The sequence below is a fragment of the Nitrosomonas oligotropha genome (assembly GCF_900106555.1).
Lineage (GTDB): Bacteria > Pseudomonadota > Gammaproteobacteria > Burkholderiales > Nitrosomonadaceae > Nitrosomonas > Nitrosomonas oligotropha_A.
The window spans coordinates 120897-140426 of the sequence record NZ_FNOE01000002.1; the positions used below are offsets into that span (position 1 = coordinate 120897).

General features: G+C 46.5%; 16 protein-coding genes, 2 tRNA genes and 3 rRNA genes. 12 read left to right on the forward strand and 9 right to left on the reverse strand.

Annotation, left to right across the window (positions count from 1 at the left end):
- The first annotated feature begins 65 nt into the window (after positions 1–65).
- The 4 genes from BLU57_RS02055 to BLU57_RS02070 all read left to right on the forward strand — a co-directional run bounded on the left by BLU57_RS02055 (position 66) and on the right by BLU57_RS02070 (position 3153).
- Positions 66–1217: an NAD(P)/FAD-dependent oxidoreductase gene (locus BLU57_RS02055; protein WP_090315526.1), complete on the forward strand. Its 1152-nt coding sequence runs from the start codon at positions 66–68 to the stop codon at positions 1215–1217.
- 69 nt (positions 1218–1286) lie between these two features.
- Positions 1287–1901 (forward strand): septation protein A, encoded by a 615-nt coding sequence (locus BLU57_RS02060; RefSeq protein WP_090315528.1) that lies wholly within the window; start codon positions 1287–1289, stop codon positions 1899–1901.
- A complete protein-coding gene (locus BLU57_RS02065; protein WP_090315531.1) occupies positions 1901–2203 on the forward strand; it encodes a YciI family protein in 303 nt (100 codons plus the stop codon). The genes BLU57_RS02060 and BLU57_RS02065 overlap by 1 nt, the downstream gene beginning before the upstream one ends.
- 155 nt (positions 2204–2358) lie before the next feature.
- A complete protein-coding gene (locus BLU57_RS02070; protein WP_090315532.1) occupies positions 2359–3153 on the forward strand; it encodes a peptidylprolyl isomerase in 795 nt (264 codons plus the stop codon).
- 51 nt (positions 3154–3204) lie between these two features.
- Here BLU57_RS02070 and alr read toward each other — a convergent pair whose 3' ends face one another.
- Positions 3205–4284: an alanine racemase gene (alr, locus tag BLU57_RS02075; RefSeq protein WP_090315534.1), complete on the reverse strand. Its 1080-nt coding sequence runs from the start codon at positions 4282–4284 to the stop codon at positions 3205–3207.
- Between the two features lie 247 nt (positions 4285–4531).
- Here alr and lplT point away from each other — a divergent pair, with 247 nt between their 5' ends.
- Complete coding sequence (lplT, locus tag BLU57_RS02080; RefSeq protein WP_090315536.1) at positions 4532–5806, forward strand: lysophospholipid transporter LplT; 1275 nt, start codon at positions 4532–4534, stop codon at positions 5804–5806.
- A gap of 34 nt (positions 5807–5840) precedes the next feature.
- Here lplT and BLU57_RS02085 read toward each other — a convergent pair whose 3' ends face one another.
- The 6 genes from BLU57_RS02085 to ispD all read right to left on the reverse strand — a co-directional run bounded on the left by BLU57_RS02085 (position 5841) and on the right by ispD (position 9526).
- Positions 5841–6572, reverse strand: a complete 732-nt coding sequence (locus BLU57_RS02085) for a uracil-DNA glycosylase (RefSeq protein WP_090315539.1) — start codon at positions 6570–6572, stop codon at positions 5841–5843.
- Positions 6569–7030 carry a ribosomal protein S18-alanine N-acetyltransferase gene (rimI, locus tag BLU57_RS02090; RefSeq protein WP_090315540.1) on the reverse strand — a complete coding sequence of 154 codons (462 nt, stop codon included), beginning with the start codon at positions 7028–7030 and terminating at the stop codon, positions 6569–6571. The genes BLU57_RS02085 and rimI overlap by 4 nt, the downstream gene beginning before the upstream one ends.
- Positions 7027–7698: a tRNA (adenosine(37)-N6)-threonylcarbamoyltransferase complex dimerization subunit type 1 TsaB gene (gene tsaB / locus BLU57_RS02095; RefSeq protein ID WP_090315542.1), complete on the reverse strand. Its 672-nt coding sequence runs from the start codon at positions 7696–7698 to the stop codon at positions 7027–7029. Before tsaB ends, rimI begins: the two co-directional genes overlap by 4 nt.
- A gap of 88 nt (positions 7699–7786) precedes the next feature.
- Positions 7787–8335 (reverse strand): RNA 2',3'-cyclic phosphodiesterase, encoded by a 549-nt coding sequence (gene thpR, locus BLU57_RS02100; protein ID WP_090315544.1) that lies wholly within the window; start codon positions 8333–8335, stop codon positions 7787–7789.
- Positions 8328–8825: a 2-C-methyl-D-erythritol 2,4-cyclodiphosphate synthase gene (gene ispF / locus BLU57_RS02105; RefSeq protein WP_090315546.1), complete on the reverse strand. Its 498-nt coding sequence runs from the start codon at positions 8823–8825 to the stop codon at positions 8328–8330. Before ispF ends, thpR begins: the two co-directional genes overlap by 8 nt.
- Positions 8822–9526 carry a 2-C-methyl-D-erythritol 4-phosphate cytidylyltransferase gene (gene ispD, locus BLU57_RS02110; RefSeq protein WP_090315548.1) on the reverse strand — a complete coding sequence of 235 codons (705 nt, stop codon included), beginning with the start codon at positions 9524–9526 and terminating at the stop codon, positions 8822–8824. The genes ispF and ispD overlap by 4 nt, the downstream gene beginning before the upstream one ends.
- A gap of 240 nt (positions 9527–9766) precedes the next feature.
- Between ispD and prfB the strand changes: the two genes are divergently transcribed.
- From prfB to BLU57_RS02145, 7 genes are all read left to right on the forward strand, one after another.
- Positions 9767–10874 (forward strand): peptide chain release factor 2 gene (gene prfB / locus BLU57_RS02115; RefSeq protein WP_143026928.1). Its coding sequence is split into 2 segments (ribosomal slippage): positions 9767–9847 and positions 9849–10874, totalling 1107 coding nucleotides; the frame shifts between segments, so codons are not numbered across the junction.
- 329 nt (positions 10875–11203) lie between these two features.
- A 16S ribosomal RNA gene (locus BLU57_RS02120) occupies positions 11204–12741 on the forward strand.
- A gap of 103 nt (positions 12742–12844) precedes the next feature.
- Positions 12845–12921, forward strand: a tRNA-Ile gene (locus BLU57_RS02125).
- A gap of 6 nt (positions 12922–12927) precedes the next feature.
- Positions 12928–13003 (forward strand) — tRNA-Ala (locus BLU57_RS02130).
- Positions 13004–13242: 239 nt separating this feature from the next.
- A 23S ribosomal RNA gene (locus BLU57_RS02135) occupies positions 13243–16173 on the forward strand.
- Between the two features lie 97 nt (positions 16174–16270).
- Positions 16271–16383: ribosomal RNA gene (gene rrf, locus BLU57_RS02140) — 5S ribosomal RNA — on the forward strand.
- Together the 16S, 23S and 5S rRNA genes with 2 tRNA genes alongside form the textbook arrangement of a ribosomal RNA operon.
- A 193-nt stretch (positions 16384–16576) precedes the next feature.
- A complete protein-coding gene (locus BLU57_RS02145; protein ID WP_090315552.1) occupies positions 16577–17521 on the forward strand; it encodes a S49 family peptidase in 945 nt (314 codons plus the stop codon).
- A 34-nt stretch (positions 17522–17555) separates the two neighbouring features.
- Here the strand turns inward: BLU57_RS02145 and rfbD are convergent, their stop codons facing one another.
- On the reverse strand, positions 17556–18452 hold the full coding sequence (gene rfbD, locus BLU57_RS02150; RefSeq protein WP_090315707.1) for a dTDP-4-dehydrorhamnose reductase: 897 nt from the start codon (positions 18450–18452) through the stop codon (positions 17556–17558).
- The gene (rfbB, locus tag BLU57_RS02155; protein ID WP_090315554.1) at positions 18449–19507 is read right to left on the reverse strand and encodes a dTDP-glucose 4,6-dehydratase; all 1059 of its coding nucleotides are present in this window, start codon (positions 19505–19507) and stop codon (positions 18449–18451) included. Before rfbB ends, rfbD begins: the two co-directional genes overlap by 4 nt.
- Positions 19508–19530 lie beyond the last annotated feature (23 nt).

Genomic DNA, 19530 nt, shown 5'->3' on the forward strand with positions numbered 1-19530 from the left:
GTGCAATGGCGGTCATAGGGTAAGCGTGAATGAGGTGGATTTAGAGATGGTGGAGATCTAAGTTAATGAAAAATCCCGTGGTTATTATAGGAAGTGGATTAGCCGGTTATGCGGTGGCGCGTGAATTACGTAAACTGAATACGGAACTTGATGTCGTCATGCTATCTGCTGATCATGGCGGTTTTTACTCCAAACCCATGCTGTCAAATGCATTGTCATCCGGGAAGACTCCCGAATCGATTGTCAACGGTGACGCGGTTCAAATGGCATCACAATTGAAGATTTCCATTCGCCCCCACTGTCGTGTCAGCGCAATTGATCAAGCCGCGTGTGAAGTGACATTGGCCGATGGTGAGAAGATTATTTACAATCAATTGGTTTTGGCGTTGGGCGCTGATCAGGTGCATTTGCCGCTTTCGGGCGATGGTGTAGCGAATATATTGACTATTAATGATCTTGACGATTATAAAAAATTTCGCGTTGCACTGACCGGAAAAAAACGTATCAGTATTATTGGCGCGGGCTTGATTGGTTGTGAGTTTGCCAATGATCTGGCAACCGCCGGTTACCATGTCGATGTGATAGATATCAGTGCGCAGCCGCTGGGACGTCTATTGCCGCCAGCAGGCGGGGCATTTATACGGCAAAGGCTGGAAGCTGCGGGTGTGGTTTTTCATTTGAATGCAACCACACAGTCCGTTGATCAAGTGCAAGAAAAGCTACACCTGACATTCGCCGACGGAAGTGCAATTGAATCTGATATCGTTTTGTCCGCGGTCGGGTTACGTGCGCGTACGCAACTGGCGACATCAGCCGGTATTTCGGTTAATCGGGGAATTGTCGTGAATCGCTTGTTACAAACGCAGTTTGACAATATCTACGCCTTGGGTGATTGCGCCGAAGTAGCAGGGAAAGTGCTGCCTTTTGTGATGCCGATTACGCATGCGGCACGGGCCCTGGCGGCAACGCTTGCAGGTAATCCTACAGAAGTTCGTTATCCGGCGATGCCGGTTATCGTTAAAACACCCGCATGTCCCGCGGTTGTTTCGCCGCCCGATTTCACTATAAAAGGTGAATGGCATGTGGAAGCCGATCAGAATGGCGTAAAGGCGCTCTATAAAGATGATACCGGTCGATTGCTCGGTTATGCTTTGTTGGGTGCGGCGACGCAGGAGAAAAATAGCCTCACTCCTCATTTACCTCCGGTATTGGAGTGAGAAACATTTCTTGCTTTTGATGATCTACTCTCGGACGAGCCATTAAAAAAATTTACGATATTTACAGCGATGAAATTTCTCTTTGATCTATTTCCGGTAATTTTATTTTTTCTGGCGTTCAAGCTGTACGATATCTTCATCGCCACGGCGGTTGCGATAGTGGCAGCGATTGCACAAATCGTCTGGCTTTGGTTTCGCAATCGCCACGTCGATAAAATGATGTGGATCAATTTGGCTGTTATTGTCATTTTTGGCGGTGCGACACTAATATCCCAGGATGAAACATTTATCAAATGGAAACCGACCGTGTTGTATTGGTTGATCGCAACCGTTTTAATGGGATCCCATGTAATTTTTAGAAAAAACCTGATACAAGCCATGCTTGAGAAACAGATGATTTTGCCGCCTTTTGTCTGGAGCAGACTCAATTTAAGCTGGGTGGGGTTTTTTCTAACGATGGGGTGTGTCAACCTCTATGTCGCGTTTAGTTTTCCAGTAGATACCTGGGTTACATTTAAGCTTTTTGGTGCTACGGGATTGATGCTTGTTTTTGTTATCGCACAAGTGTTGATGTTAGGGAAGTATTTGAAAGATGCGCCTGCTGTAGTGACTGAGGATGCGCCTGTCGGTGAACCAGATGATTTAAAGGATGAAAGAGAAAATAAAGCGAACAAGGAACGATAATGTTATATGCCATTAATGGAGAGGATGTACCGGATAGCTTGGGAAAACGGATGACAGTTCGTCCGGAGCATCTGAAAAGAATTCAAGTATTACAGGATGAAGGGCGCTTGGTTTTGGCCGGTCCTTATCCGGCTATCGACAGTCAAGATCCTGGTTCTGCAGGGTTTTCCGGCAGTCTGATTGTGGCCGAGTTTGAATCCCTGGAAGCAGCGCAAGCGTGGGCTAACGCCGATCCTTACATTAGCGCGGGTGTCTATCAGAAAGTGACCGTAAAGCCTTTTAAAAAGGTGTTGCCGGCATAAAGCGATTGCAACACCATTTCTTCAACAGTATCAAGATATTCAATAGAAATAATGGTCTGTAGAGATTCACGTTGATTCAGTTAAGGCGTATACTTTCTCGCGGCGATATATTCTGGCGAATATAATTTTATCTCAATCACAAAAAAGGAAATTCAATGCGTTTGACGAAATTCTCACAGGCAATGATGATTAGTGTTTTAGGAGTGATTACACTATCAGCTCAAGCCCAATCAACAGGTACCGTGGCTAAGGTAAATGGCGTAGCAATTCCGCAATCACGTCTGGAATTAATGGTGAAGGCCAGTGCGGCGCAAGGACAGCCTGATGGTCCGGAAATGAGAAAGGCTTTGCGAGAAAATCTGATTGCTGAAGAGATTCTCGCGCAAGAAGCAGTGAAAAAGAAATTAGATAAAGATCCCGACGTAATCGCACAACTCGAAATAGCTCGTCAAGCAGTGCTGGTCAGAGCTTTTCAAGCGGACTACATAAGAAATAATGTGGTGAGTGAAGAGACCTTGCGCAAAGAATACGAAGTTCTGAAAGTGCAGATGGGAGATAAAGAATACAAGGCACGCCATATTCTTGTCGCCAATGAAAATGAAGCCAAGGATATTATTGCAAAACTAAAGAAAGGCGGTAATTTTGCAAAAATAGCTGAAGAGAAATCGGTTGATGACGGCAGTAAAGAAAATGGCGGTGAGCTTAATTGGAGCCCACCGGCAGCTTATGTCAGACCATTTTCCGAAGCACTGGTGAAATTATCCAAAGGGGGATTGACTGAACAACCCGTGCAAACTTCTTTTGGCTGGCACGTGATTCAGTTAATGGATATCCGTCCAATGGAAGTGCCGCCTTTTGAAGAAGTTAAGCAAAATATTCAACAACGTGTATTGCAGCGCGAATTTGGAACAGTGGTACAAGAATTACGCAGCAAAGCAAAAGTAGAGTAAAACTTGTAATTGAGATATGCCCTGAGTAGATCGGATTGTGATGTTGTGCTTCTACAGCGAAGCAGTCTTTTCTACTCGGGGAGATAGTGCGCAAAGTAATTCATAGCTGGTTGTACCGGCGCTCTGAGCAACTTCATCAACACCCAATCCCTTCCCCCACAATGTAACGGGGCTATTCAATCCGGCGTTTTCAATACCGGTTAAGTCTACCGCGAGCATGTCCATTGACACCCGGCCCAACAACCGGCTGCGTTGATTATTGATCAATACGGGAGTGTTCGTCGGCGCGTGGCGTGGATATCCATCCGCGTAACCGCATGCGACAATGCCGATGCGCATTGGCTCGGCTGTTTGAAAAAGGCCGTGATAACCGACTCTATCACCAATTCCCAAATCCTGTGTGGCAATAATTCTGCTCGAAAGCGTCATGACGGGTTGCAGGTCCAACTCCGCCGCGGTTTTATCCGTAAAAGGTGAGGCCCCGTATAGCATAATGCCAGGGCGCACCCAATCGGCATGCGTGACAGGATAACGAATGATTGCTGCGGAATTTGCGAGTGAGCTGGGATAATGGCGGTATTCTTTCGTGATGGCTTCGAAGTACTGCAACTGCCGAAGGACATTTTTTTCTTCGTCAGGTTCATCAGCGGAAGCAAAGTGTGTCATCAAGGTAATGTTTTTGTAGTATTGCTTCTCGATCAGTGTGCCGATGGCTTGTGAAAATTGCTGTGGCGCCAGCCCCAAACGATTCATTCCGGTATTAATCTTTAAAAACAAATCGATGTTGTAATGCTTGGAAGCTGACAACATGGCAACTTGCTCAGCATGATGGATGACCGCGCTCAAACGGTATTGCTCAAGGATCGCTAATTCTGCGGTTGAAAAAAAACCTTCCAGGAGCAAGATCGGATGCTGGTAGCCGGCATCACGCAGGCATATTGCCGCATCCAGCTCCAGTAATCCGAATCCATCGGCGTTTTTTAGGGCGTTGGCGCTATGGAGTAATCCATGACCGTAAGCATTGGCTTTAAGGATTGCCATGATGCGCGACTGTGGAGCATGTTTGCGGACTATGGACAGATTATGAGTTAAAGCGGCAAGGTCGATAAAAGCTTGGGTAGGGCGTGGCATTAATTTAATGTTCAGAATAAGCAAGAGCGAGTATTATTCGCAAGTTTTTTATAATAATCTAATTTTGTGATACCGATTTAACTATTATGCCGCCATACCTTAACATGCGAAGCGGCATGATATGCTAATCTTGGTACCCGACCAGAGGCGTTTGAAGGGATCAGCAGCGGGTGATTTTATTACACAAGTGATGTATTGGATTCAATCCTGAATCTACTCAGAAAAAATAAATATACAAGGAAATAGCTTGGAACGCGGTTTTTATACGATTATGGCGGCGCAGTTTTTCTCTTCATTAGCAGATAACGCGTTGCTGGTTGTGGCGATTGCACTGTTGATTGATTTACATGCGCCTGCCTATTTAACACCCATGCTGAAGTTTGTTTTCGTGTTGTTCTACGTGATTCTGGCGCCTTTCGTTGGCGCATTTGCGGATTCTATGCCCAAAGGGCGCGTCATGTTTATTAGCAACACCATCAAGATTACCGGTTGCGGATTGCTCTTCATTGCCATGCATCAATATTTTGCATTGGCTGCGTACGCGGTAGTAGGGCTGGGTGCGGCCGCTTATTCGCCTGCTAAGTACGGTATTTTGACCGAATTATTGCCTGCGGAGAAATTGGTGATTGCCAATGGCTGGATCGAAGGATTGACGGTAGCATCGATAGTACTGGGTACGGTATTGGGCGGAGTGCTGATTACTCCTTCCGTTGCCGGTGCGCTGCTGCAGTTTGATTTTCCTGTTATCGACACGGGAATCGATAACGCATTGGAAAGCGGTATCCTGATCATCGCTGTCATTTATGCCATCGCGGCGTTGTTCAATCTGTACATTCCGAATACCGGTGTTGATCATCGTATTCCCAAAAAGAATCCTTTCTTTCTGATTCACGAGTTTAGTCACTGTTTGAAATTATTATGGGCCGACAAGCTGGGACAAATCTCGCTTGCGGTGACCACGCTGTTTTGGGGGGCGGGTGCGACATTGCAGTTTATTGTGTTGAAATGGGCCGAAGTGGCGATGAATTATCCGCTCAATCAAGCCGCGCAATTGCAGGGTGTGGTCGCAGTGGGGATTGCCGTGGGTGCTGTGATGGCAGCCCGGTGGATTTCTCTGAGGCAATCCGTCAAAGTAATCCCGTTGGGCATCGCGATGGGCATTGTTGTGATGGCGATGATTCTGGTAAAAGATCTGTGGATTGCCATCGCATTGCTGATGCTGATTGGCGGATTGGCGGGATTCTTCGTCGTGCCGATGAATGCTTTACTGCAACATCGTGGACATATTTTGATGGGTGCCGGGCATTCCATTGCGGTGCAAAATTTCAATGAAAACCTGAGTATTCTGGCGATGCTGTTACTCTATGCGTTGCTGATATGGTTTGAAGTGCACATCTATATTGTGATTGCCGCTTTCGGATTATTTGTTTCTGTCATGATGGCATTGATCCGGAAATGGCATTTGTTAAATCAAAGTAAAGAAGACTCGCTTCATTTGATCGGGGCAAAGAAAATACACTGATTTCGGGTGGGGTGTGCTGCATGAAGAACAAATGCTATCGCAGTGATTGCATCGTTGTTTGTGCAAAACACAAATCTTTCCAGGCTTTTGCCTTTTCAGGCAAAGAACGCAGCAGATAAGCCGGATGGTAGGTAACAATCAGCGGTATGCCTGAATAATCGTGTACTTTGCCACGCAAGCTGGAGATGCTGTCGTCGCACTTCAAAAGATTCTGTGCAGCAACTTTGCCCAACGCGACGATGAGCTTGGGTCTGATTAATGCGATCTGCCGGGTTAAGTAAGGCTCGCATTGCGCTGTCTCATTCGCGCTCGGATTTCTGTTATTGGGCGGGCGGCATTTGACAATATTGGCGATATAGACTTGCTCGCCGCGCTTTAAGTGAATCGCGGCGAGCATCTGGTCCAGCAGCTTGCCGGCTTGCCCGACAAACGGTTCACCGATTTCATCTTCGCGCGCGCCTGGTCCTTCTCCAACGAACAGCCAATCGGCATTCTCAGCGCCAACGCCAAACACGGTTTGTGTACGTGTTTGGCTTAATGGGCACTCGACACAATGCGCTACCGCCGCCTTCAATTGATTCCAATCCATTTGCGCGATGGGCGACGACTGCGCTGTACTTTTCACAGACTCGGACGGTAGCGGTGAATTTTCGTTTGCAGCAACATACGGCTCTGCGGCTTCGCTGTGCTGGGTGGTATCTGATTTTAAGCGCCACACCGGAAGCAAATTCAATTCCTTCAGTATTTGTCTGCGCCGGGTGTTCATAACATCAGCCGCATGACAAGCGCATCTTCGCGTCCGCACATGGCGGGGTAATAGCCTTTGCGTGTGGCGATGTGCTGAAAACCCATTTGTTTATAGAGCTGTGCGGCGCCTTGATTGGATTCGCGCACGTCCAGGAAAATCGATTTTGCACTTTGTTCTTTGGCATGCTGAATAAAGAATTGCAGCATTTTTTTTCCCAAGCCCTTTTTTTGCCAATTGGCGGCAATGCCGAGGGTGAGGATATGGGCTTCTTCAGGACTCATCATCATGATTCCGTAACCCATCAGCGTATCGGTTTGTTGCAGAACCCGGCACACATATCCGGTTTTGATGGAATCGGCAAAGTTTCCCAGTGACCATGGAAACAGAAAAATTTCCCGCTCGATCAGGATAATGCGATCCAGATCCGAAAGCTGCATCGGTCTGATTTCTATAGGTTGTTGCGCTGCCATGTTCATCGCTCGTTTTCCTTTAGCGCGACTTTGTTGCGGATGTATACGGGCATTGCATGAGCAGGATCAACGCATGCGCCATCGCGGAATTTAGGAAGCGCAAGTTGCGCCACTTCGTGCGCTCGCGGGTGCAGTTCATAGTGGATCTGCTGAATATGTTCGCGATACAACTGTGATAAATCCGGATAAACATCAAAACCGCTGCCGCATCCATGCCACCCATTACCGGAAACTGCAGGCGCTTGTTGCGGCAGGCAAAGCGCGGGCGGGTTGATAATTGTCCAATCAGCAGATGCTGACTTCTGATAGGCGGCATAATAAAGCTCACCCATACGGGCATCAAGGGCGACGATCACTTTCTCTGCATCAGTTTGTTGCGCGACGGCTTCCAGTGTGCTGATTGCCGCAACCGGAAGACCGGTGGCGTAAGCCAAACCTTGCGCGACGCCACAAGCAATGCGTAGACCGGTAAATGATCCGGGGCCTGCGCCGAAAGCGATGCCATCCAATTGTTGCAATGCTAATTCTGCTTCGGCCAGGAATTTTTGTACCATCGGGAGAATCATTTCAGAATGGTTGCGCCCGGCAAGGATTTCCTGACCGGATACTGTGCCGTCCAGACTAAGTGCAACGGAACAAAATTCAGTAGAAGTTTCGAGAGCGAGAATTTTCAAGTTAATTGCGGGCCGAGGTATGTGGGAATTTCACTGTCAATACGGTTGAGAAATAAGTTTGAGCCATAGAACTCTTGCCGCTGGCTGCTTATTTTAACCGCCAATGACCGAGTGGAACATAGTCAATCCCTGTTTGTGTTGGTTTCGACTGCAACAGAGTCCATTGATTGACAGGCCAATGAATAGGATTGATCAGCTCCGTATTGACTGGATGCGCGGCTTTCCGGAAGAGCGTAATGTGCGGTTTGTACACCCGGTGGTCAAATACGAATCCAGCTTCTGACAGAGTTGATTGTAATGCAGTAACCAGATCGAACAGTTCAGCCGGGAATTGCTTCGCGTGGAGGTAAATAATTTGATTGTGTTTCCAGTAGCTGATTTTATTCAGACAAAGCGCAAATTTCTTTGCCGCTATATTTCTCATGGTGTGCCGGAGCGTTTCGATGCGCTGAACGCTGACATTACCCAGAAATACCAGCGTGAGGTGAAAATGCGGCATTACGATTTGGCGCCCGCCGCAAATTGGCGCCAGTAATTCGGCTTGGTGCGCCAGCTGTCTTTGTATAAATTTACTGGGAGAAATAGCAAAGAATACACGAATGGATTGTATTTCCAGATCAGTATCTTGTTTAGTCAATCTTACTTTCCGCGCGGTCAATCAGGCATACGACTTCGGCTGCGATGCCTTCTTTGCGGCCGATCGCGCCCAGATGCTCGGCGGTTTTGGCTTTGATATTGATGTTGCGTGCTGAGGCTTGCAGATCTTGCGCAATATTGGCGATCATTGCCGGGATATGCGGTGCCATTTTTGGGGCCTGCGCAATAATGGTTGCATCAAGATTGACGAGTTTGTAGTGATTATTTTCCAGCAAGCTGTATACATTGCGTAGCAGCACGCGGCTATCAATATTTTTGTAGCGCGGATCGGAGTCGGAAAAGTGTTGTCCGATGTCTCCCAATGCCGCCGCACCCAATAATGCATCACAGATGGCATGCAATAACACATCCGCGTCCGAGTGGCCAAGCAGGCCTTTTTCATGCGGGATCGTAACGCCGCCTATGATCAGCTGACGGCCTTCAGCCAGTTGATGAACGTCAAAACCTTGTCCTATTCTTATTGTGCTCACGGATGATTCCTTTTTTGTATGATCAATTCGGCCAAAGCCAGATCTTGGGGGTAGGTTACTTTAAAATTGTACGCATCGCTAGGTACCAATTTGGGATGAAGCCCTAATGCTTCAATGGCGCTGGCATCATCGGTCACATTAATGTTTGTCGCATTTTGCAGTGCCCAGGTGAGCAGTTCATAGCGGAACATTTGCGGTGTTTGTGCCTGCCATAAATTTTCCCGTGATTCGGTTTGTTTCACGTGGTTGTCTGCGTTGCTGCGCTTCAGGGTATCGGCTACAGGTACAGCCAATAATCCACCGACTGCGTCACCGGCTAATTCACTGATCAATTTATCCAGTTGATCGGATGTCAAGCAGGGTCTGGCAGCATCGTGCACCAACACCCAGTCTTGTGGATTGATCAGGCCCTGTTGTTGTGCGGTGGTAAGGCCATTGAGCACGCTGTCCGCCCGGGTTGCTCCGCCACAGTGTAATACCGTTAATTTTTGAGAAAATTCGGACCAATCGTATTGAGACCAGTGAGTATCGTCGGGCGCCAGTACGATAAATACTCCCGCAATCGACCGATTGTTACTTAATGTTCTGATTGCATGATAAATCATTGGCCTGTTGCATAACGGCAAGTATTGTTTGGGGAGTTCGTTCCCCATGCGTGAGCCTGAGCCTGCGGCAGGAATTAAAGCAAAAAATTGGGACATTATTTAAGAATGTGATGAGACCAAGTTTAGAAAATAAGCCGGTGGATAAAAATGCACGATCAGCTAACTATATATAAGCTGAGCATTATAATTTTTTATTAGCGGCTTGTTTGAAATTGTTACCAATTCGTCTTGCGTGATATTGGGGATGTGTATGCAATGGCTGGATTGACGGAAGGCGCTCGGAACTTAAATCTAGTAAACGGTATAATCAGTAAATTCAAACTAAAGGTGAAATATATGGAAGCAGAACAAATTAATGCAGTTTCTAATCATCTCCAGGATCTGGGTAATCGTGCCGGTGAATTACGGAGGTTTCTTTGACTTCGATGCTAAACAGACCCGATTAAACGAGTTAACGCGTTTGCTTGAGGATCCGGCAATCTGGAATGACAGTAAGCGCACCCAAGAAATCGGACAAGAAAAAAAGCTGCTGGAAGATACTGTGGTGACATTGGTATCGATGGAACAACAGTTGCAGGATGCGGAAGAGTTATTTCAAATTGCAAAGGAAGAAAATGATGAAGCGGTGCTCGAGAGTATTGCCGTTGATGTCAATAAGGTAGAGCAAGTCATTGCGAATCTGGAATTTCGCCGTATGTTTTCCGATCCGATGGATCCGAAGAATTGTTTTGTGGATATTCAATCAGGTTCGGGAGGAACGGAGGCGCAAGATTGGGCAGCCATGCTTGAACGCATGTATCTGCGCTATTGTGAAAGGCAAGGATGGACAGTTGAAGTATTGGAAGAGTCACCAGGGGATATTGCCGGCATCAAGAGTGCTACCTTGAAAGTGACAGGTGAATATGTGTATGGGTATTTGCGCACTGAAACGGGTGTGCATCGTTTGGTTAGAAAATCACCGTTTGATTCCGGTAATCGGCGTCACACCTCATTTGCAAGTGTTTTTGTTTATCCGGAAGTCGACGACACGATAGAAATCGAAATTAATCCGGCCGATTTGCGCATAGATACATTCCGCGCATCGGGTGCGGGAGGTCAACATATCAATAAAACCGATTCCGCTATCCGGATTACCCACAACCCGACGGGGATTGTTGTGCAATGCCAAAGCGGGCGTTCACAACATCGGAACAAAGCGGATGCTATGGTTATGTTGAAATCGCGGTTGTATGAAGCAGAGTTGCGTAAACGTAACGAAGAAAAGCAAGCTATAGAAGAAACGAAGACAGATATAGGCTGGGGCCATCAAATCAGGTCTTATGTATTAGATCAGTCCCGCATAAAAGATTTGCGGACAAATATTGAAATTGGGAACACGCAAGGTGTTTTAGATGGGGATTTGAACAGCTTCATTGAGGCAAGCCTTAAACAGGGTGTGAAATAATAATTTAAGTAAAAAAATTTGAGTGGTATGAGTGACTGTAATAAAAGGAGTTTTCTCGTAATATAAGCTTCATGGCACTATTTAATTAAAATTATCTACAGAAATTACTTGACCGGTCTTTTAGACTCTGTATAATTCCGCTTCTCGCTACTGCGCAACATTAAAAACAAGTAGCGACGCTCTTTAAAAAATTACAATCGATAGGTGTGAGTACTTAAATTGAGAGTAGATTCGAAAGAATCAAAAAATTTAAATACTCGCAAGAAATAAAAGATATTGGTTTTATTAATCAACATCATAATACGTCAAGCGAGAGTTTTACCAGAATTGAACTTAAGAGTTTGATCCTGGCTCAGATTGAACGCTGGCGGCATGCTTTACACATGCAAGTCGAACGGCAGCACGGGTGCTTGCACCTGGTGGCGAGTGGCGGACGGGTGAGTAATGCATCGGAACGTGTCCTGAAGTGGGGGATAACGCATCGAAAGATGTGCTAATACCGCATATTCTCTGAGGAGAAAAGTAGGGGATCGAAAGACCTTATGCTTTTGGAGCGGCCGATGTCTGATTAGCTAGTTGGTAGGGTAATGGCTTACCAAGGCGACGATCAGTAGTTGGTCTGAGAGGACGGCCAGCCACACTGGGACTGAGACACGGCCCAGACTCCTACGGGAGGCAGCAGTGGGGAATTTTGGACAATGGGCGCAAGCCTGATCCAGCAATGCCGCGTGAGTGAAGAAGGCCTTCGGGTTGTAAAGCTCTTTCAGTTGAGAAGAAAAAGTCGTGACTAATAATCATGATTCATGACGGTATCAACAGAAGAAGCACCGGCTAACTACGTGCCAGCAGCCGCGGTAATACGTAGGGTGCAAGCGTTAATCGGAATTACTGGGCGTAAAGGGTGCGCAGGCGGTTCTGTAAGTCAGATGTGAAATCCCCGGGCTTAACCTGGGAACTGCGTTTGAAACTGCAGAGCTAGAGTGCGGCAGAGGGAGGTGGAATTCCATGTGTAGCAGTGAAATGCGTAGAGATATGGAAGAACATCGATGGCGAAGGCAACCTCCTGGGCTAGCACTGACGCTCATGCACGAAAGCGTGGGGAGCAAACAGGATTAGATGCCCTGGTAGTCCACGCCCTAAACTATGTCAACTAGTTGTCGGGTCTTATTAGACTTGGTAACGTAGCTAACGCGTGAAGTTGACCGCCTGGGGAGTACGGTCGCAAGATTAAAACTCAAAGGAATTGACGGGGACCCGCACAAGCGGTGGATTATGTGGATTAATTCGATGCAACGCGAAAAACCTTACCTACCCTTGACATGTCAGAAAATTTTCAGAGATGAATTTGTGCCCGAAAGGGAATCTGAACACAGGTGCTGCATGGCTGTCGTCAGCTCGTGTCGTGAGATGTTGGGTTAAGTCCCGCAACGAGCGCAACCCTTGTCATTAATTGCCATCATTTAGTTGGGCACTTTAATGAGACTGCCGGTGATAAACCGGAGGAAGGTGGGGATGACGTCAAGTCCTCATGGCCCTTATGGGTAGGGCTTCACACGTAATACAATGGCGCGTACAGAGGGTTGCCAACCCGCGAGGGGGAGCTAATCTCAGAAAGCGCGTCGTAGTCCGGATCGGAGTCTGCAACTCGACTCCGTGAAGTTGGAATCGCTAGTAATCGCGGATCAGCATGCCGCGGTGAATACGTTCCCGGGTCTTGTACACACCGCCCGTCACACCATGGGAGTGGGCTTCACCAGAAGCAGGTAGTCTAACCGTAAGGAGGGCGCTTGCCACGGTGAGGTTCATGACTGGGGTGAAGTCGTAACAAGGTAGCCGTAGGGGAACCTGCGGCTGGATCACCTCCTTTCAAGAGTATCTCATTTAAGTACTCACAACCTATCGATTGTTATTAAGGCAAGACTAAAAATCAAAAGCTTGTGCTAATGTTTGAGTGGAATTTAGACTCTCAAGGGTCTGTAGCTCAGTTGGTTAGAGCACACGCTTGATAAGCGTGGGGTCGGTGGTTCAAGTCCACCCAGACCCACCAACATAAGGGGGTGTAGCTCAGCTGGGAGAGCACCTGCTTTGCAAGCAGGGGGTCATCGGTTCGATCCCGTTCACCTCCACCAATTTATAGTTCTTGAGTTTAAGTAAACTATTTTTTATCATCATAAGCTTGTGTGATAGATTTCTTGCCTTCGAAATTAATTTCGTTCTTTAAAAATTTGGAAAAAGTAAAATATTTATTTTTTATAAAATGATCGTGAGTTTTTGATTGTTTGTAAAATAAATTATGGGTTAGATTGTATCTTAAAAATAATGCAACAAGTATAGAGACTATAACTTTATTAAGTTGTTAAAGTTATAGGATCAAGTGAATAAGTGCATGTGGTGGATGCCTTGGCGATTACAGGCGATGAAGGACGTGGAAGCCTGCGAAAAGCTTCGGGGAGCTGGCAAACAAGCTATGATCCGGAGATATCCGAATGGGGAAACCTGACTCTTGCTTAATTATTTTTGCTATATTTATTTGAGTAAAATTAATTGAGCAAGAGTCAACCTTGGCTGAATATATAGGCTAAGTGTAGCGAACCTGGAGAACTGAAACATCTAAGTACCCAGAGGAAAAGAAATCAACCGAGATTCCCAAAGTAGTGGCGAGCGAACTGGGATCAGCCTTCAATATTTAGTATTTGAATTAGTCAAATTTTCTGGAAAGTTAAACCATAGTGGGTGATAGTCCCGTAGGCGAAAATTCAAATATAGAACTAAGATTGAGATAAGTAGGGCGGGACACGTGAAATCCTGCTTGAAGATAGGGGGACCATCCTCTAAGGCTAAATACTCGTAATCGACCGATAGTGAACCAGTACCGTGAGGGAAAGGCGAAAAGAACCCCGGAAGGGGAGTGAAATAGATCCTGAAACCGCATGCATACAAACAGTGGGAGCCCGCAAGGGTGACTGCGTACCTTTTGTATAATGGGTCAGCGACTTACATTCAGTAGCAAGCTTAACCGAATAGGGGAGGCGCAGCGAAAGCGAGTCTTAATAGGGCGTATAGTTGCTGGGTGTAGACCCGAAACCAGATGATCTACTCATGGCCAGGATGAAGCGAGGGTAACACCTCGTGGAGGTCCGAACCCACTAATGTTGAAAAATTAGGGGATGAGCTGTGGGTAGGGGTGAAAGGCTAAACAAATCTGGAAATAGCTGGTTCTCTCCGAAAACTATTTAGGTAGTGCCTCATGTATCACCTTTGGGGGTAGAGCACTGTTATGGCTAGGGGGTCATTGAGACTTACCAAACCATTGCAAACTCCGAATACCAAAGAGTGCGAGCATGGGAGACAGACATCGGGTGCTAACGTCCGGTGTCAAAAGGGAAACAACCCAGACCCTCAGCTAAGGTCCCCAAGACACAATTAAGTGGGAAACGAAGTGGGAAGGCATAGACAGTCAGGAGGTTGGCTTAGAAGCAGCCACCCTTTAAAGAAAGCGTAATAGCTCACTGATCGAGTCGTCCTGCGCGGAAGATGTAACGGGGCTCAAATTGTGCACCGAAGCTAGGGATTTACATTTTATGTAGATGGTAGGAGAGCGTTCCGTAAGCCTGTGAAGGTGGTTTGTAAAGACTGCTGGAGGTATCGGAAGTGCGAATGCTGACATGAGTAGCGATAAAGGGAGTGAAAGACTCCCTCGCCGAAAACCCAAGGTTTCCTGTGCAACGTTAATCGGCGCAGGGTGAGTCGGCCCCTAAGGTGAGGCAGAAATGCGTAACTGATGGGAAACTGGTTAAAATTCCAGTACCTTTGTTCAATGCGATGTGGGGACGAAGAAGGTTAGCTCAGCCGGGTGTTGGATGTCCCGGTTCAAGCGTGTAGATATGCTGTTTAGGTAAATCCGAATGGCTTAGTTGAGACGTGATAACGCAACACTCTTCGGAGTGCCAAGTGAGTGATACCATGCTTCCAGGAAAAGCCACTAAGCTTCAGTTGAATAGAGACCGTACCGTAAACCAACACAGGTGGGTAGGATGAGAATTCTAAGGCGCTTGAGAGAACTCAGGAGAAGGAACTCGGCAAAATAGCACCGTAACTTCGGGAAAAGGTGTGCCCTTTGTATGTGTAGCGCCTCGCGCGTGAAGCAGAACAGGGTTGCAATGAATTGGTGGCTGCGACTGTTTAATAAAAACATAGCACTCTGCAAACACGTAAGTGGACGTATAGAGTGTGACGCCTGCCCGGTGCCGGAAGGTTAAATGATGGGGTGCAAGCTCTTGATTGAAGCCCCGGTAAACGGCGGCCGTAACTATAACGGTCCTAAGGTAGCGAAATTCCTTGTCGGGTAAGTTCCGACCTGCACGAATGGCGTAACGATGGCCACACTGTCTCCTCCTGGGACTCAGCGAAGTTGAAATGTTTGTGAAGATGCAATCTCCCCGCGGCTAGACGGAAAGACCCCGTGCACCTTTACTGTAGCTTTACATTGGACTTTGATAACACTTGTGTAGGATAGGTGGGAGGCTTTGAAGTGGATTCGCTAGAATTCATGGAGCCATCCTTGAAATACCACCCTGGTGTTGTTGAGGTTCTAACCTAAATCCATTATCTGGATTGGGGACCGTGTATGGTAGGCAGTTTGACTGGGGCGGTCTCCTCCCAAATTGTAACGGAGGAGTACGAAGGTACGCTAGGTACGGTCGGAAATCGTGCTGATAGTGCAATGGCAAAAGCGTGCTTAACTGCGAGACTGACAAGTCGAGCAGGTGCGAAAGCAGGTCATAGTGATCCGGTGGTTCTGTATGGAAGGGCCATCGCTCAACGGATAAAAGGTACGCCGGGGATAACAGGCTGATTCCTCCCAAGAGTTCATATCGACGGGGGAGTTTGGCACCTCGATGTCGGCTCATCACATCCTGGGGCTGTAGCCGGTCCCAAGGGTATGGCTGTTCGCCATTTAAAGTGGTACGTGAGCTGGGTTTAAAACGTCGTGAGACAGTTTGGTCCCTATCTGCCGTGGGCGTTGGAAGTTTGAGAGGACCTGCTCCTAGTACGAGAGGACCGGAGTGGACGCACCTCTGGTGTACCGGTTATGACGCCAGTCGTATCGCCGGGTAGCTATGTGCGGACGAGATAACCGCTGAAAGCATCTAAGCGGGAAACTCTCCTCAAGATAAGACTTCCCGAGGGTATAACCCTCCTAAAGGTTCGTCGAAGACTACGACGTTGATAGGTCGGGTGTGGAAGCATAGTAATATGTTAAGCTAACCGATACTAATTGACCGTGAGGCTTGATCCTATAACTTTGATAATTTATGCTATTGATATATTCTGATCCATTTTACTTTTTCCTTTTTGAATAATATTTGTTTAATATTATTCAGTGTCAAGTTACGCTTGGCGGCCATAGCACTTTGGACCCACCTCTTCCCATCCCGAACAGAACCGTGAAACGAAGCTGCGCCGATGATAGTGTGCATTCGCATGTGAAAGTAGGTTACCGCCAGGCACTCTTTTTTAGAAACCTCTCATCAAAATTTTACTTGATGAGAGGTTTTCTAGTTTCTGCTTCCCTAATTTGTAAAACTGCAAAATTTCTTCAATAATCTTGTTGCTGATGATCGACAAGAATTTCCTTAGAATCAAATTGCAATATTTTCAATAATATTCATTTCTAATTTGAGTGGATGGCTATGATGGCTATGAGTGAATCTAAAGTTAAAAAAGATGATTGGGAAAGAGATCTACTTGAAAATCTTGCTCTGGCATCTCTTCGTGAGCAGCGTCGCACGCGCAATTGGGGGATTTTTTTTAAGCTAATTACTTTTTTATATCTGTTTATTTTATTATTTTTTGCCTTAGGCTGGATAGAAGACGGTAGAGTTCGAATTGCAGAGAAGCATACAGCACTGATTGATTTACGCGGTATGATTACTCCCGATAGCATGAGTAATGCTGATAAAGTTAATGCCAGCCTACGCTCAGCGTTTCAAGATAAAAATACTAAAGGTGTAGTATTACGCATAAATAGCCCTGGAGGAAGTCCGGTTCAAGCTGGCAATATCAATGATGAGATACGCCGTTTACGAATCAAATACCCGGATATACCACTTTATGCAGTGGTTGGAGACATTTGTGCTTCGGGTGGATATTATGTGGCTGTGGCTGCTGATAAAATTTTTGTTGATAAAGCCAGCTTGATTGGTTCAATTGGTGTGCTGATAGATGGCTTCGGCTTTACCGGCACCTTAGAAAAACTAGGCATTGAAAGGCGATTGCTTACTGCTGGCGAGAATAAAAATTTCCTGGATCCTTTTGCACCTTTAGATCCTATACAAAAGGAACATGCGACACATTTGCTGCGTGAAATTCACGAGCAATTCATTCAGGTAGTAAAGCAAGGTCGAGGTGAACGTTTAAAAGATGCTCCGGAAATATTCAGCGGAATTGTGTGGACAGGCCAAAAAAGCATTGATTTAGGGCTAGCTGATGAAATGGGCAATGCCGAATATGTCGCACGGGAGATTATTAAGGCAGAAGTCCTGGTTGATTTTTCGCCGCATGAAGGTTTGTCGGACTTGTTCAGCAAACGATTTGGTCAAATCGTTTTTAATATGCTTTCCGACTATGTACTGACAATGCGCTAAGAGCACATATTTTTGTTTGATCGTATTTTTCAAATTACTCACTGAGCAGTTCTGTTAGCGTTCGTGCTGTTCCGGTTTGCCATGATGGCAAAATAAGACCAAAAGTTTTTGTCAGTTTTTCAGTATTGAGACGAGAATTGAACGGACGTTTTGCAGGCAGAGGAAAATCACTGCTGGGGATCGGTTGCAATGCAGCAGGTTGGATTTTGAGCTGGTAGTTCATGCGTTCTGCATTTTCCAGGATAAATTTAGCAAACCCATACCATGAAGTGCTTCCACCGGCAGTTAAGTGATATAAACCGGAGACCTCGGGTTTTTGCTTAACCATGCGCAATGCATGAGCGGTGATATCTGCAATTAGCTCTGCTCCGGTTGGTGAGCCGACTTGATCATCCACGATGGTCAATTTATCGCGCTGCTGCGCCAAGCGAAGTATTGTTTTTATGAAATTATTTCCATGAGCGGCATAGACCCAGCTGGTACGAAAAATCAAATGTGAGCAGCCGGAAGTGAGGATGTTTTTCTCACCCTCCAATTTAGATTTACCATAGACGCTGAGCGGATCGCAATCATCAGTTTCAAGATAGGGTTGACTGCTATGTCCATTGAAGACGTAATCGGTTGAGTAGTGGATGAGCCATGCGTTGAGTCTTTTGGCCTCTTGTGCCAGCACAGCAGGTGCTTGAGCATTGAGCGTATATGCCCGTTCAGGCTCACTTTCTGCTTTGTCGACTGCAGTATAAGCTGCTGCATTGACGATAATATCGGGCGAGATTAGCCGCAGGGTTTGTTGTATACCGGCGAAATCGGTCAAGTCACCGCAAAATTCTTCACTGCTTGAACTTAATGCGATTAATTCACCCAGCGGTGCGAGACTGCGCTGCAATTCCCATCCGACCTGGCCGTTTTTGCCGAATAATAGAATTTTCATGACTGCAATCCGGCGTAATGCGTTTTGATCCATTCCTGGTAAGCACCGGTTTGCACATCAGTTACCCATTGCCGGTTGTTCAAGTACCATTGGATCGTTTTTCGTATGCCGGTAGCGAATGTTTCGACCGGTCTCCAGTCGAGTTCGCGTTCGATTTTCGTCGCATCAATGGCATAGCGTCTGTCGTGTCCTGGCCGATCCTGAACGTACGTGATGAGGTTATGAAAATTTGTGTTGGGATAAGATTCTTCTAGCAGGCTGCAGATGGTCTGCACAATTTCAATATTAGGCTTTTCGTTCCAGCCGCCTATATTATAAGTTTCACCGGGAGTGCCGCGCTCCAATACACGCCGGATCGCGCTGCAATGATCGGCAACATAGAGCCAGTCACGCACTTGTTGACCATCTCCATATACCGGTAAGGATTTTCCTGCCAGCGCATTAACAATCATTAAAGGAATCAATTTTTCCGGAAACTGGAACGGGCCATAATTGTTAGAACAATTGGTGGTCAGTATGGGTAACCCATAAGTATGGTGATAGGCGCGCACTAAGTGATCGCTGGCTGCTTTGCTGGCTGAATAGGGGCTGTTGGGTTCATAACGATGTGCTTCGGTAAATGCGGATTCATCTTTTCTCAATGAGCCGTAAACCTCATCGGTTGAAACATGAAGAAAACGGAAACTTTGTTTTGCAGCCGATTCCAGCTCGCGCCAATAAGCATGTGTTGCTTCCAATAAGCGAAACGTACCCAGGATATTGGTTTGAATAAAATCTTCCGGACCTAGAATGGAACGATCGACATGACTTTCAGCTGCCAGGTTAAGGATTGCGCGCGGCTGGTACTGGGGCAGCAATTGTGAAACCAATTGGGTATCACCGATATCGCCTTTTACAAATATATGCCGAGAATCTTGAGACAATGGCGCTAGATTTTGTAAATTCCCGGCATAAGTCAATTTATCAAGATTGATGATCTGTTCATCCGATTGTGCCAACCAATCGAGAACAAAATTACTGCCAATAAATCCTGCGCCTCCCGTGACTAAAATCATGCAATTTTCCAGTTGAGTAAATC